We start from the raw sequence: 12870 nt of genomic DNA, 5'->3' as shown, positions 1-12870 counted from the left end.
GCGCCCCGCGCCAGCCGTCCGGCGCGCGGGCGGGCTCAGCCGGCGCCGAGCCGCGCACGCAGTTCGGCCACGAAATCCTCGCCCCGGCGCTCGAAGCTGTCGTATTGATCGAAACTCGCCGCCGCCGGGGCGAGCAGCACCGTCTCGCCGGGCTGCGCGTCCTCCACCGCGCGGGCGACGGCGTGCGCCATGGTGGTGCAGACCTCCGCCTCCACGCCCCCGAGCTTGAGCGCGAAACCCTGCGCCTCGCGCCCGATGACGTAGGCGCGCGCGACATGGGGCAGGTACGGCGCGAGCGCCTCGAGCCCGCCCTCCTTCTCCAGCCCGCCGCAGATCCAGCGGATGCGCGGGAAGGCGGCGAGCGCGCGCGCCGCCGAGGCGGCGTTCGTCGCCTTGGAATCGTTGACGAAGGTCACGCCGCCCGCCTCGGCCACCACCTGGCTGCGGTGCGGCAGCCCCCGGAAACTGTGCAGCGCCCGCTCGATCAGCTTCGGCCCCAGCCCGAGCGCGCGCGCCGCCGCATAGGCCGCGCAGCCGTTCTGGTGGTTGTGCGCGCCCGGCAGCCCCTTGACGCCGCGCAGGTCGATCGCGGCCACCTGCCGCCCGCGCCGCCACTCGGTCAGGAACCCCTTGCGCGCGAAGACGCTCCAGCCCGCGCCGCCGATCTTTCCCGCCGCCGAGACGCGGATCACCCGGTCGTCCGAGGGCGCCTCGGCCAGTTGCCCGGCGAGGAAGCGCCCCTCCGGCTCGTCCACGCCGATCACCGCGCGGTCCGGCCCGCCCTCGGCGAAAAGCCGCCGCTTGGCCGCGAAATAGCCCCCCAGCCCGCCGTGCCGGTCGAGATGGTCGGGCGTGAGATTGGTGAAGACCGCGACGTCCGGCGTCAGCGCGCGGGCGAGCTCCGTCTGGTAGGACGAGAGCTCCAGCACGATCACCTCCCCCTCGCCCGGCGGGTCCAGATCGAGCACCCCCCGCCCGATGTTGCCGGCGAGCTGCGCGGGCCGGCCCGCGTCGCGCAGCACGTGATGCAGGAGCGCCGAGGTCGTGGATTTCCCGTTCGACCCGGTGATCGCCACCACCTGCGGCGGCGCGTCGAAGCGCACCCAGTCCCCGGCCCCGAGCGCCGCGAAGAAGAGCCCCACGTCGTTGTCCACCGGCACGCCCGCCGCCTGCGCCGCCGCCACCGCCGGGTGCGGCGCGGGATAGAGATGCGGGATGCCCGGCGACAGGATCAGCCGCGCGACCCCCTCGAAGGCGCCCGCGCGCGACAGGTCGTGCAGCGCGAAGCCCTCCGCCTCGGCCGCCGCGCGCGCCTCGGGCCGGTCGTCCCAGAGAACCGGCGCGGCCCCGCCGGCGGCGAGGCTCCGCGCCGCCGAGAGCCCCGAGCGCCCGAGGCCCAGAACCGCCACCCGCTGGCCCGCGAAGCCGCCGACCGGGATCATCCGCCCGCCTCCATGCCGCGCCGCGCGGGGCCGGCCGGTCCCCCGCTTCTTCTTGGGTCCAAATATCCCGGGGGAGTCGCGCGCCCCGCGCGCGACGGGGGCAGCGCCCCCCGGGCCACGCCGGCCATGCGCGCGCCCGCCCGCATCAGCGCACCTTGAGCGTGGCCAGCCCGATCACCGCGAGAATGAGCGAGATGATCCAGAAGCGGATCACGATGGTGGGCTCGGCCCAGCCCTTCTTCTCGTAGTGGTGATGGATCGGCGCCATGAGAAAGACCCGTTTCCCGGTGCGCTTGAAATAGAGCACCTGCACGATCACCGAAAGCGCCTCGACCACGAAGAGCCCGCCGACGATGGCCAGCACGATCTCGTGCTTGGTCGCCACCGCGATGGCGCCGAGCGCGCCGCCGAGGGCCAGGCTCCCCGTATCGCCCATGAAGACCGCCGCGGGCGGCGCGTTGTACCAGAGAAACCCGAGCCCGCCGCCGAAGAGCCCGGCGGTGAAGATCAGGATCTCGCCCGTGCCGGGAACGTAATGCACGTCGAGATACTCGGTGAAATCCACCCGGCCCACCGCGTAGGCGATCACGCCGAGCGTGCCGGCCGCGATCATCGCCGGCATGATGGCCAGCCCGTCGAGCCCGTCGGTCAGGTTCACCGCGTTCGCCGCACCGACGATCACGATCATCGCGAAGGGCACGAAGAGCACGCCGAGATTGACGAGCGTGTCCTTGAAGATCGGCAGGGCGAGCTGGTTGGTGAGCTCGGGCGGATGCAGATGCGCGGCCCAGACCGCCGCGACGGCCGCGATCAGGAAGCCGAGCGCGAGGCGCAGCTTGCCGGGCACGCCCTTGACGTTCTGCCGCGCCACCTTGGCGTAGTCGTCGGCGAAGCCGATCGCGCCGAAGGCGAGCGTCACGAAGAGCACGATCCAGACGAAGGCGTTGTCGAGCCGCGCCCAGAGCAGCGTCGAGGTGACGAGCGCGCCCACGATCAGCAGCCCGCCCATGGTTGGCGTGCCGACCTTCGTCGCATGGGTCTCCGGCCCGTCGGAGCGGATCGGCTGCCCCTTGCCCTGACTGCGGCGCAGCACGTTGATGAGCGGCGGGCCGAAGAGAAAACCGAAGAGAAGCGCCGTCAGGAAGGCCCCGCCGGCGCGGAAGGTGATGTAGCGAAAGAGGTTGAAGGCGTCGCCGCCGTCGCTCAGGAGCGTGAGCCAGTAGAGCATTCAGTCGTCCCCCGAGCCGGATCGCGGGGCGGCATGCCCCAGTTTCCGCACCGCGTCAACGACGGCGCCGAGCCCGGTCGAGAGCGAGCCCTTGACCATCACCACGTCGCCCGCGTCGAGATCGCGGCGCACGCCCGCGGCCATTTTCTCGGCGGTGCCGGTGTGGCGCCCGCGCCGTCCGGGCGGGAGCGCCGCGTACAGGTGCCCGGCGAGATCGCCCACCGTGTGCACCACGTCGATGCGCGCCATCGCCGGGTGGTCGGCGAGCGCGGCGTGCAGCGCCGCCGCCTCCGGGCCGAGCTCCTTCATGTCGCCGATGTAGGCGACGCGCCGGCCGGCGGCCTTGCGTCCGATCACGTCGCGCACCGCCGCGCCCGCCAGCACCTCGAGCGCGGCGCCCATCGAGGCGGGATTGGCGTTGTAGGCCTCGTCGATGAGTTCGATCACGACGTCGCGCTCCACCGGGTCGAGGCGGATCGCTTCGCGCGCGCCGCGCCCCGCGACCGGCGACCAGCGCCCCAGATCGCCGACCGCCAGCGCCCGGTCGAGGCCGAGCGCCCGCGCCGCGGCGAGCACGGCGAGCCCGTTGAGCGCGAAATGCCACCCCGGCGCCGCGATCTTGTAGAGCAGCGGCGTGCGCCAGGCCCGCGCCTCGGCGACGGTGGTGGTGTCGCGCACCGTCGCGCGCAGGAGCCGGTGATGGTTGCGCGGCGCCTCGCCGAAGGTGACGACCCGCGCCGCACCGGCCCGGCGCGCGGCCTCTTCGAGCATCGGCGAGACGTCGAGATCGCCGTGCACGACCGCCGTACCGCCGGGCGCGAGCCCCGCGACGATGGATGCCTTCTCGGCGGCGATCCCCTCGATCGAGCCGAAGGCCTCCAGGTGGGCGGGCGCGACGGTGGTGACGAGCGCCACGTCGGGCCGCGCCTGCGCCGAGAGCGGCGCGATCTCGCCCGGCGCGTTCATGCCGATCTCGATCACCGCGAAGTCGGTCTCCGCCGGCATCCGGGCGAGCGTCAGCGGCACGCCCCAGTGGTTGTTGTAGCTCGCCTCGGAGGCGTGGGTTCGCCCCTGCCCCGCGCAGACCCGGCGCAGCATCTCCTTGGTGGAGGTCTTGCCGACCGAGCCGGTGACCGCGACGACCCGGGCCCGCGTGCGCGCCCGCGCGGCACGGCCCAGCGCCTCGAGACCCACCTGCACGTCGTCCACGATCAGGAGCGGCGCCTCCGGGCCGACGCCCTCGGGCACGCGGGCGACCATGGCGGCGGCCGCACCCTTCGCCAGCGCGTCGGCGACGAAATCGTGCCCGTCGCGCGCCGCGGTGAGCGCCACGAAGAGATCCCCGGGCGCGAGGGTGCGCGTATCGATCGAGACGCCCGTCGCCGCCCAGTCGGTCGTGGCGCGGCCGGCGGTGGCGCGCGCGGCCTCGGCGGCGGTCCAGAGGCTCATGCGGTGCGCCCCTCGAGCGCGGCGACGGCGAGGCTCGCCTGCTCGGCGTCGTCGAAGGGATAGGTGACCCCCGCGATCTCCTGCCCCGTCTCGTGGCCCTTGCCCGCGATCAGCAGCGCGTCGCCGGGGCCGAGCGCGGCGACCGCGCGCAGGATCGCCTCGGCCCGGTCGCCCACCTCCTCGGCGTCCGGCGCGCCCTCCATGACCTCGGCGCGGATCGTGGCCGGGTCCTCGCTGCGGGGGTTGTCGTCGGTGACGATCACGTGGTCGGCCTCGGCCATGGCCGCCGCGCCCATCAGCGGGCGCTTGGCGGCGTCGCGGTCGCCGCCCGCGCCGATCACCGCGACGAGCCGGCCCATGACGTGCGGGCGCAGCGCGCGCAGCGCGGTGGCGACGGCGTCGGGCGTGTGCGCGTAATCGACGTAGACGCCCGCGCCGTTGGTGCGCGCCGCGGCGAGCTGCATCCGCCCGCGCACCGTCTCGAGCGCGGGCAGCGCGGCCATGACCCGACCCGGCGCGTCGCCGCAGGCGATGGCGAGCCCGGCGGCGAGCGCGGCGTTCCACGCCTGAAAATCGCCGACGAGCCCCAGCTTGGCCTGATAGGCCGCACCGCCCCACGACAGGCGCAGTTCCTGGCCCTGCGGGTCGCAGCGCTGCGCGACGAGGCGCAGGTCGGCCTCCGGCCCGCGGCCGACGCCGATCACCCGCTGCCCGCGCGCCCGCGCGATGGCGGCCATGTCGAAGCCGCGCTCGGCGTCGAGGTTGACGACCGCCGCGCCCTCCTCGCCCAGCACGCGGGCGAAGAGCCCGGCTTTGGCGTCGAAATAGGCGTCGAGGTCCGGGTGGTAGTCGAGGTGGTCCTGGCTGAAGCTCGAGAAGCCCGCCGCCGTCAGCACCACGCCGTCGAGCCGGCGCTGGTCGAGCCCGTGGCTCGAGGCCTCCATCGCCGCGTGGGTGACGCCCGCCGCGGCGGCCTCCGCGAGCACGCGGTGCAGCGTGATCGGCTCCGGCGTGGTGTGGCGCAGCGGCGTCTCCCACGCCCCCTCGACGCCCGTCGTGCCGAGGTTCACCGCCCGGTGGCCGAGCGCGATCCAGATCTGGCGCAGGAAGCTTGCCACCGAGGTCTTGCCGTTGGTGCCAGTCACCGCCGCCATGACGCGCGGCTGCGCCCCGGACCAGAGCGCCGCGGCGCGCGCGAGCGCCGCGCGCGGCTCGTCCGACACGATCAGCGCCGCTCCCGCCGCCGCGACCGCCTCGCCGCAGAGCGCCGCGCCCTCGGCATCCGTGAGCACCGCCACCGCGCCGCGCTCCAGCGCCTGAGGCACGAAACCCGCGCCATGCGCGCGCACGCCCGGCAAGGCGGCGAAAAGATGGCCCGGCGCCGCCGCGCGGCTGTCCACGGAGAGCCCGGTGATCCCGGCCGGCGCGCCGCCGCGCGCCGCGAGCCCCAGGTCTGTGAGGGTCTTGGTCCCGCTCACGGCTGCGCCTTTCGCTGGTTGAGACGTTCCGGCCCCGCGCCGGCTCAGTTCGCCGTCAGCGTTACACCGGTCACGGGCGCGGGTTCAATCTCCGGCCGGAGCCCGAGGAGCGGCGCGGCCCGCCGGATGAGCTCGGCGGCCACCGGCACCGCCGTCCAGCCGGCCGAGCGGCGCACCTCCTCGCCGCTCGTCTCCACCGGCTCGTCGAGGGTGACGACGAGCGCGTACTCCGGCGCGTCGGCGGGAAAGACGGCGGCGAAGGTGGCGATCACCCGGTCCTCGTAGTAGCCGCCCGTCGGGTCGGGCTTGTCGGCGGTACCGGTCTTGCCGGCGACGCGGTAGCCCTCGACCTCCGCCATGCTCGCCGTGCCGTCGGTGACCACCCGGCGCAGCATGTCGCGCGCCGCCGCCGCGACCTCCGGCGCCATGACCTGCGGCCCCTCCTGCGGCGCGTCCTGCTTCAGGAGCGTCGGCACCACCTGTCGCCCGCCGTTGGCGATGGTGGCGTAAGCGGCGGCGAGGTGCAGCGGCGTGACCGAGATGCCGTGCCCGTAGGAGACGGTCACCGTCGCCACGTCGCCCCAGCGCTCGGGCAGGAGCGGCACGCCGCCCCGCGCCTCCGGCATCTCGAGGGGCACGGGCTCGGTCAGGCCGAGGCGCTCGAGAAAGGCGCGCTGGTCCGCCGCCCCGATCTCCAGCGCGAGGCGCGCGGTGCCGCGGTTGGAGCTGTTGACGACGATCCCCTCGACCGTCTGCTCGCCGTAGTTCTTGCCGCGGAACTCGCGGATCGCGAAGCCGCCGATCCGCATCGGCCCCGATGTGTCGATCACCGTCTCGTCGTCGGCGACGCCGAGCTCGAGCGCCTGCGCGGCGGTGAAGATCTTGAAGGTCGAGCCGAGCTCATAGACCCCCTGCACCGCACGGTTGAAGAGCGGGCTCTCGCCCGGATCGGAGCCCGCCGCCGCGGCGGGGCGGTCGTTCGGGTCGAAATCGGGCAGGCTGGCGAGGCTGACGATCTCGCCCGTCTCCACGTCCATCAGCACCGCCGCCGCGCCCTTGGCGTCGAAGAGGCGCATCGCGCCGTCGAGCACCCGCTCGGTCGCCGCCTGCACCGTCAGATCGAGCGAGAGGGCGAGCGGCGCGCCACCCCGCGCGGGATCGCGCAGCCGGTCGTCGAAGGTCTTTTCCACCCCGGCGCGGCCCACGACCTCCGCCGCGTGGACGCCTTCGCGCCCGAAGCCCGCGCCGCCGAGGACATGCGCCGCGAGCGCGCCGTTCGGGTAGAGCCGCATCTCGCGCGGGCCGAAGAGCAGCCCCGGCTCGCCGATGTCGTGCACCGCCTGTTTCTGCTCGGGGCTGATGCGCCGCTTGACCCAGAGGAACTTGCGCGCGCCGGTGAAGTCCGCGACGAGGCGCTCTTCGTCGAGATCGGGGAAGATCTCGGCGAGGGCGCGCGCCGCGCGCTCGGGCTCGATCATGTCCTGCGGATGGGCGTAGAGGCTGTGCGTCTCCATGTTCGTGGCGAGCACGCGGCCCCGGCGGTCGGTGATGTCGGCGCGCTGCGCGAGGATCGCGGCCGAGGAGGCGCGCACGCGCGGCTCCTCCGGCTCGGAGGCGGCGAGGTCAGCCATGCGCGCGCCGATCACCCCGAAGGCGCAGAGAAAGCCGACGCCCAGCACCATGAGCCGAATCTCGGCGCGCTGGCGCAGCCGGTCGCGCTGTTCCTCGTGGCGCAGGCGGATGTTCTCGCGCTCGATGGCGTCCGGGCTCTCGCCGCGGGCGCGCGCCTCGAGGATGCGGGCGAGCGGGCGGAGCGGCCGGCGGATCATCGCGCGGCCTCCTGCGACGAAAGCTCCACCGCCCCGACGAGGCCCGGCACCGGGCGCTCGGCCGCCGGATAGGCGACCTGGTCGATGCGGCCGAACTGCTCGGGCCGGAAGGGCAGCAGGCCGAGCTGGTCGAAGCTCATCTCGGCGAGCGCCATCAGCCGGTCGGGCCGGTTGAGATAGGCCCATTCGGCGCGTAGCACCCCGAGGCGGGCGCGCGCCGCGGCGATCTCCTCCTGCAGGCGCTCGGTCTCGGCGATGGCCTGCTGGGTGCGGTAGTTCTCGCGGTAAGCCCAGAAGGCGAGCCCGATCACAGCGAGCGCGGTCAGCACGAAGATCACGGTGCGCATGTCGCTATTCCCCTGAGACTTTCGGCAATCCGATCTCCTCCGCGGCGATCGGCCCGGCCGGCGCCGCCGTCCGCCGCGCCACGCGCAGCTTCGCCGAGCGCGCGCGCGGGTTGGCGGCGATCTCGGCCGCGTCGGGGCCGATGGCCTTCTTGGTGACGATCTCGAAGCGCGGCGCCTCGGCCTCCACCTCCGGGGCGAAGCGGTTGGGCCGCCCGCCCTGCCCCGCGCGGCGCTGCATGAAGCGCTTCACGATCCGGTCCTCAATGGAATGGAAGGTCACCACCGCGAGCGCGCCGCCCGGCGCGAGCGCGCGCTCGGCGGCCATGAGCCCCTCGTGCAGCTCGCCGAGCTCGTCGTTGACCGCGATGCGCAGCGCCTGGAAGCTGCGCGTCGCCGGGTGCGCCTGCCCCGGCTTCGGGCGCGGCAGGCAGCGCTCCACGATCTCGACGAGTTGCCCGGTGCGCGTGATCGGCGCGGCGCTGCGCGCCTTGACGATGGCGCGCGCGATGCGCCGGCTCGCGCGCTCCTCGCCGTAGGCGTAGAGGATGTCGGCGAGCCGCGCCTCCGGCGTCTCGTTGACGAGATCGGCGGCCGAGGGGCCCGCGCCGCTCATCCGCATGTCGAGCGGCCCGTCCGCCTGAAACGAGAAACCCCGCTCGGGCCGGTCGAGCTGCATCGAGGACACGCCGAGGTCGAGCACCACGCCCTGCAGCTCGGTGGCGTGGCGGTCGAGCTCCGAAAAGACGCCCTGCACCAGCCGCAGCTTGTCGCCCCAGGCCGCGCCCCACTCCGCCGCGAGCTCGAGCGCCAGCGGATCGCGGTCGAGGCCGATGACCTGATCGGCGCCGGCCTCCAGCAGCCCGCGCGCGTAGCCGCCCGCGCCGAGCGTCCCGTCGAGCCAGCGGCCCGTGACCGGCGCCACCGACGCGAGGAGCGGCGCGAGCAGCACGGGCGTATGCGGCGCGGCGCCTGCCACGCCTCACGCCTCCGGGTCCGGCACGTCGTCGAGCAGCGCGAGCGGGTCGTCGGCCTGATCCATCTCCTCGAGCACGGCCTCAATGCGCGCCTGCTTGTCGGCGTATTTCTCGGGCGACCAGATCTCGAAATGGTCGAGCTCGGCGACGAAGCGCGCCTCTCCCTCGATGGCGAAGGGCGCGCGCAGCGCCTGGCCGAGGACGATGCGGCCGTTGTCGTCGAGCGTCAGCTCGACCACGTTGCGCACGTAGAGCTCGGTCAGCGGCTCGCGCCGCGGGTCCTTGCGCGGCAGGCTGCGGATGCGCGCGCCGAGGGCGTTCATCTCGTCGATGGTGAAACACTCGAGACGCCGGCCGCTGCGGTCGCCGTAGGCCACAGCGACGCGGGGCGGCTGACCGGGGCTGCAATCGGGGTCGCCGGCCTCCAGCACACGGCGGAAGCCGGCCGGGATCGAGACCCGGCCCTTGCTGTCCACCTTGTGGAGGCTCTCGCCCCGGAAGGTGACGCCCACGGTCCTGTTACCTCCGCTCGTTCACCCGGGCGCCGAAAACGAAACGGCGGACCGGGCTGCTGCCAACGCCCGATCCGCCGCCCTCGTCCCGTCGCCGGGCTGTCCGGGCGCAGCGTCACCTGGGGGGATGTCTGCTGCCTGCGCCCCGGAACTCGTCAGTCCTGATGAAGGGGTGTTGCCTGTATGAAACCCGCGGCCCTTTTGGGTCTCTGCGGTGGATCGCTCTCACTGCCTCGTTCTGTCCCTCATCACGGGTATAGTGTTGCCATGGCCCTGCGTGGAAATCAATGCCTTTTTGTGGGACCGCATGGGCCGAGGGCGCTGCGGGGAGAAGGACGCCCGCGTCGGGCGCCCCGCGCGGTGACGCGAGGGCAGATCTTGCGCCGCGGCGCGCGCCCGGCGGCATATCTGCGCCATCCGGTCGCACGCGGGCGATGTTGCGCGCACGCAACACAGGCGGCGAAGCGCCTCGCGATCCTTCGAGACTGTCCGATTTTCGATGAGTCCCGCCGACTCGCGGCGCGAGTCGCCGCCCCGCGCCCATCCGGTGGCACGCGCGCCCATGGGACGGGCACCAAGGCGCGCGCCGGCCGCGCGAGCGCTGCCAGCCACATTGCGGCCGGCCCAATCACGTTCACGGAGTGCCGCCGCACGCATCAAAGGGGCGGCGCGAGCGCCGAAAAAATAGGTCAGCACTGCATATGCGTTCGCCGCATGGCAGCATTGACCAGCCAGCCATTGTGCAGGCGCAGCATTTGGCTAAATTGAGGATCAACAGCGCAGGGCACCACGGTGCGGCGCTCACGAGATAGAGTTCAGAAAGCCCTCTCCTCCTCCCTGGGTTTTCTGTCACTCGCGGCGGCGTCTTCCTCCTCCCTGACGCCGCCGCATTTTACAGAGGGCGCGGCCGCAGGCCCCGCCCGCACGAGATCGGGGCGCTCTCTCCTCCTCCCTGGGCGTTCCGTGACTGGCTGCAAGGCCCTGAGGGTCCGGCAGCCGCGAGCATACGGGCGCGGATCACCATCCCGCCCGGTTCGGATCGAAGCGTCCCTCCTCCTCCCTGGACGTTTCGCCGTTCAGAGCGGTGGCGCCCTCCTCCTCCCTGGCGCCACCGCTCTTTCGTCTCCGCCCCACGAAAGCAAGCGCCGCCCACGCGATCCCACGCGCGGGCGCGCCGCTCGGACGGGCGGTCAGAAGGGGATGTCGTCCGCCGCCGTCACGAAGCGCGCGATCACCTTCTTCGGCCCGGCCTTCTCGAAGTCGACCTCCAGCTTGTCGCCCTCGATGCCGACGACCGCGCCGTAGCCGAACTTCTGGTGAAAGACGCGCTCGCCCACAGTGTGGGCGCTCACCGCCTCGAGGTCGATGACGCTGTGTCGCGTCTCGCGCGGCTGGCTGACCGGCCGCTCGCCCGCGCGCGCCTGCATCCGCTTCCAGCCGGGGGAGTTGTAGACGTCGGCGCGCGCCGCCTCGACCTCGATGCCGCGGCTCGCCGCCGCGCCGTAGCCGCCGCCGTAGAGCCCGGGCGGCGTCAGCACCTCGACGTGGTCCTCGGGCAGCTCGTCCACGAAGCGCGAGGGAAGCTGCGACTGCCACTGCCCGAAGACGCGCCGGTTGCCCGCGAAGGAGATGGTCGCGACCTCGCCCGCCCGCGTGATCCCGACGTAGGCGAGGCGGCGCTCCTCCTCGAGGCCCTTGAGCCCCTGCTCGTCCATCGCGCGCTGCGAGGGGAAGAGCCCGTCCTCCCAGCCCGGCAGGAAGACGGCCGGAAACTCCAGCCCCTTCGCGCCGTGCAGGGTCATGATGCTGACCTTGGCGCCCTCGCCCTCGGACTCGTTGTCCATCACGAGGCTCACGTGCTCGAGGAAGCCGGTGAGATTCTCGAACTCCTCCAGCGCCTTGACGAGCTCCTTGAGGTTCTCGAGCCGGCCCGGCGCTTCCGGCGTCTTGTCGTTCTGCCACATCGCCGTGTAGCCCGATTCGTCGAGGATGATCTCGGCGAGCTCGACGTGGCCGACCTCCGGATCGCCCGCCATGCGCCCCCAGCGGTCGATCCCGTCCAAAAGCTTCGCGAGCTCCGCCGCGCCCTTGCCCGTGAGCCCGCGCGCGGCGAGAAGCCGCTTCGCCCCCTCGACGAGGCTCACGCCCGCCTCGCGCGCGGCGACCTGGATCTTCTGCTGCGCCTTGTCGCCAAGGCCGCGCTTCGGCGTGTTCACCACCCGCTCGAAGGCCAGATCGTCGGACGGGGAGACGGCGAGGCGGAAATAGGCCATCGCGTCGCGGATCTCCTGCCGCTCGTAGAAGCGCGGGCCGCCGATCACCCGGTAGGGCATCCCGATGGTCAGGAACCGGTCCTCGAAGGCGCGCATCTGATGCGAGGCGCGCACGAGGATCGCGATCTCGTCGAGGGAGAAGGGCCGCATCCCCCGCGTGCCCCGCTGCATCGATTCGATCTCCTCGCCGATCCAGCGGGCCTCCTCCTCGCCGTCCCAGTGCCCGATCAGGCGGACCTTCTCGCCCTCCTCGGCCTCGGTCCAGAGCGTCTTGCCCAGCCGGTCGCGGTTGCCCGCGATCACCGCCGAGGCGGCGGCGAGGATATGCGGCGTCGAGCGGTAGTTCTGCTCCAGCCGGATCACCTGCGCGCCCGGGAAATCCTTTTCGAAGCGCAGGATGTTGCCCACCTCGGCGCCGCGCCAGCCGTAGATCGACTGATCGTCGTCGCCCACGCAGCAGATGTTGTGATGCCCGCCGGCGAGCAGGCGCAGCCAGAGATACTGCGCCACGTTGGTGTCCTGATACTCGTCCACCAGGATGTAGCGGAACCAGCGGCGATACTGCTCCAGCACGTCGTCGTGCGTTTGGAAGATGGTGACCATGTGCAGGAGCAGGTCGCCGAAATCCACGGCGTTCAGCTCCTTCAGCCGCGCCTGGTAGAGCGCGTAGAGCTTCGTGCCGCGGTTGTCGTAGGCGCCCGCCTCCGAGGCGGGCACCGTCTCCGGCGTCCAGGCGCGGTTCTTCCAGTGATCGATGATCCCGGCGAGCTGGCGCGGCGGCCAGCGCTTCTCGTCGATGTTTTCGGCCTGGATCAACTGCTTCAGGAGCCGCAGCTGATCGTCCCTGTCGAGAATGGTGAAATTCGACTTGAGCCCGACGAGCTCGGCGTGCCGGCGCAGGAGCTTCACGCAGATCGCGTGGAAGGTGCCGAGCCACGGCATCCCCTCCACCGCCTCGCCGAGCAGCCGGCCGATTCGCTCCTTCATCTCGCGGGCGGCCTTGTTGGTGAAGGTCACCGCCAGGATCTCGTTCGGCCGCGCGCGGCCGGTGTTCAACAGATGCGCGATGCGGGTGGTCAGCGCCTTGGTCTTGCCGGTGCCCGCGCCGGCGAGCATCAGGACGGGACCGTCGAGCGCCTCCACCGCCGCGCGCTGCGCGGGGTTGAGCCCGTCGAGATAGGGCGCGGCGCGCGCGCTCATCGCGCGCTGGCTGAGGGATGTGTCGGGCGCAGTGCTCATGACGCCACTGTAGCGCAGCCCGCCGCGGCGCGAAAGCACGTGTTCGCAGGATGTTCCAGCCCTGTTCGCCCGGACGGCCCCATCATCTTGGCGCAAATA

9 protein-coding genes are annotated in these 12870 nt (G+C 72.9%); all 9 read right to left on the bottom strand.

All coding sequences use genetic code 11. The features are described from left to right. Positions 1 to 35 precede the first annotated feature (35 nt). The 9 genes from murD to DRV84_RS01315 all read right to left on the bottom strand — a co-directional run bounded on the left by murD (position 36) and on the right by DRV84_RS01315 (position 12771). Complete coding sequence (gene murD, locus DRV84_RS01355; protein ID WP_115977942.1) at positions 36 to 1442, bottom strand: UDP-N-acetylmuramoyl-L-alanine--D-glutamate ligase; 1407 nt, start codon at positions 1440 to 1442, stop codon at positions 36 to 38. A 145-nt stretch (positions 1443 to 1587) separates the two neighbouring features. Further along, a complete protein-coding gene (gene mraY, locus DRV84_RS01350) occupies positions 1588 to 2670 on the bottom strand; it encodes a phospho-N-acetylmuramoyl-pentapeptide-transferase (RefSeq protein WP_115977941.1) in 1083 nt (360 codons plus the stop codon). Next, a complete protein-coding gene (locus DRV84_RS01345) occupies positions 2671 to 4119 on the bottom strand; it encodes a UDP-N-acetylmuramoyl-tripeptide--D-alanyl-D-alanine ligase (RefSeq protein WP_115977940.1) in 1449 nt (482 codons plus the stop codon). It abuts the gene before it with no gap. Further along, positions 4116 to 5597 carry a UDP-N-acetylmuramoyl-L-alanyl-D-glutamate--2,6-diaminopimelate ligase gene (locus DRV84_RS01340; RefSeq protein ID WP_115977939.1) on the bottom strand — a complete coding sequence of 494 codons (1482 nt, stop codon included), beginning with the start codon at positions 5595 to 5597 and terminating at the stop codon, positions 4116 to 4118. The genes DRV84_RS01345 and DRV84_RS01340 overlap by 4 nt, the downstream gene beginning before the upstream one ends. Before the next feature lie 44 nt (positions 5598 to 5641). Then, the gene (locus DRV84_RS01335) at positions 5642 to 7426 is read right to left on the bottom strand and encodes a peptidoglycan D,D-transpeptidase FtsI family protein (protein WP_115977938.1); all 1785 of its coding nucleotides are present in this window, start codon (positions 7424 to 7426) and stop codon (positions 5642 to 5644) included. Next, on the bottom strand, positions 7423 to 7773 hold the full coding sequence (gene ftsL / locus DRV84_RS01330) for a cell division protein FtsL (RefSeq protein ID WP_115977937.1): 351 nt from the start codon (positions 7771 to 7773) through the stop codon (positions 7423 to 7425). The genes DRV84_RS01335 and ftsL overlap by 4 nt, the downstream gene beginning before the upstream one ends. A 4-nt stretch (positions 7774 to 7777) precedes the next feature. Beyond that, positions 7778 to 8749, bottom strand: coding sequence for a 16S rRNA (cytosine(1402)-N(4))-methyltransferase RsmH (rsmH, locus tag DRV84_RS01325; RefSeq protein WP_115977936.1), 972 nt, complete (start codon positions 8747 to 8749; stop codon positions 7778 to 7780). A 3-nt stretch (positions 8750 to 8752) separates the two neighbouring features. After that, positions 8753 to 9259: a division/cell wall cluster transcriptional repressor MraZ gene (locus tag DRV84_RS01320; protein ID WP_115977935.1), complete on the bottom strand. Its 507-nt coding sequence runs from the start codon at positions 9257 to 9259 to the stop codon at positions 8753 to 8755. A 1190-nt stretch (positions 9260 to 10449) separates the two neighbouring features. Continuing rightward, positions 10450 to 12771: an ATP-dependent helicase gene (locus DRV84_RS01315; protein ID WP_115978047.1), complete on the bottom strand. Its 2322-nt coding sequence runs from the start codon at positions 12769 to 12771 to the stop codon at positions 10450 to 10452. Positions 12772 to 12870 lie beyond the last annotated feature (99 nt).

Origin of the sequence: Rhodosalinus sediminis (assembly GCF_003385555.1) — a bacterium.
In the GTDB taxonomy this organism is placed as follows: Bacteria; Pseudomonadota; Alphaproteobacteria; order Rhodobacterales; family Rhodobacteraceae; genus Rhodosalinus; species Rhodosalinus sediminis.
Note: the sequence above shows the minus strand (reverse complement) of the source record. Positions and strands in the feature narration are given on the sequence as shown.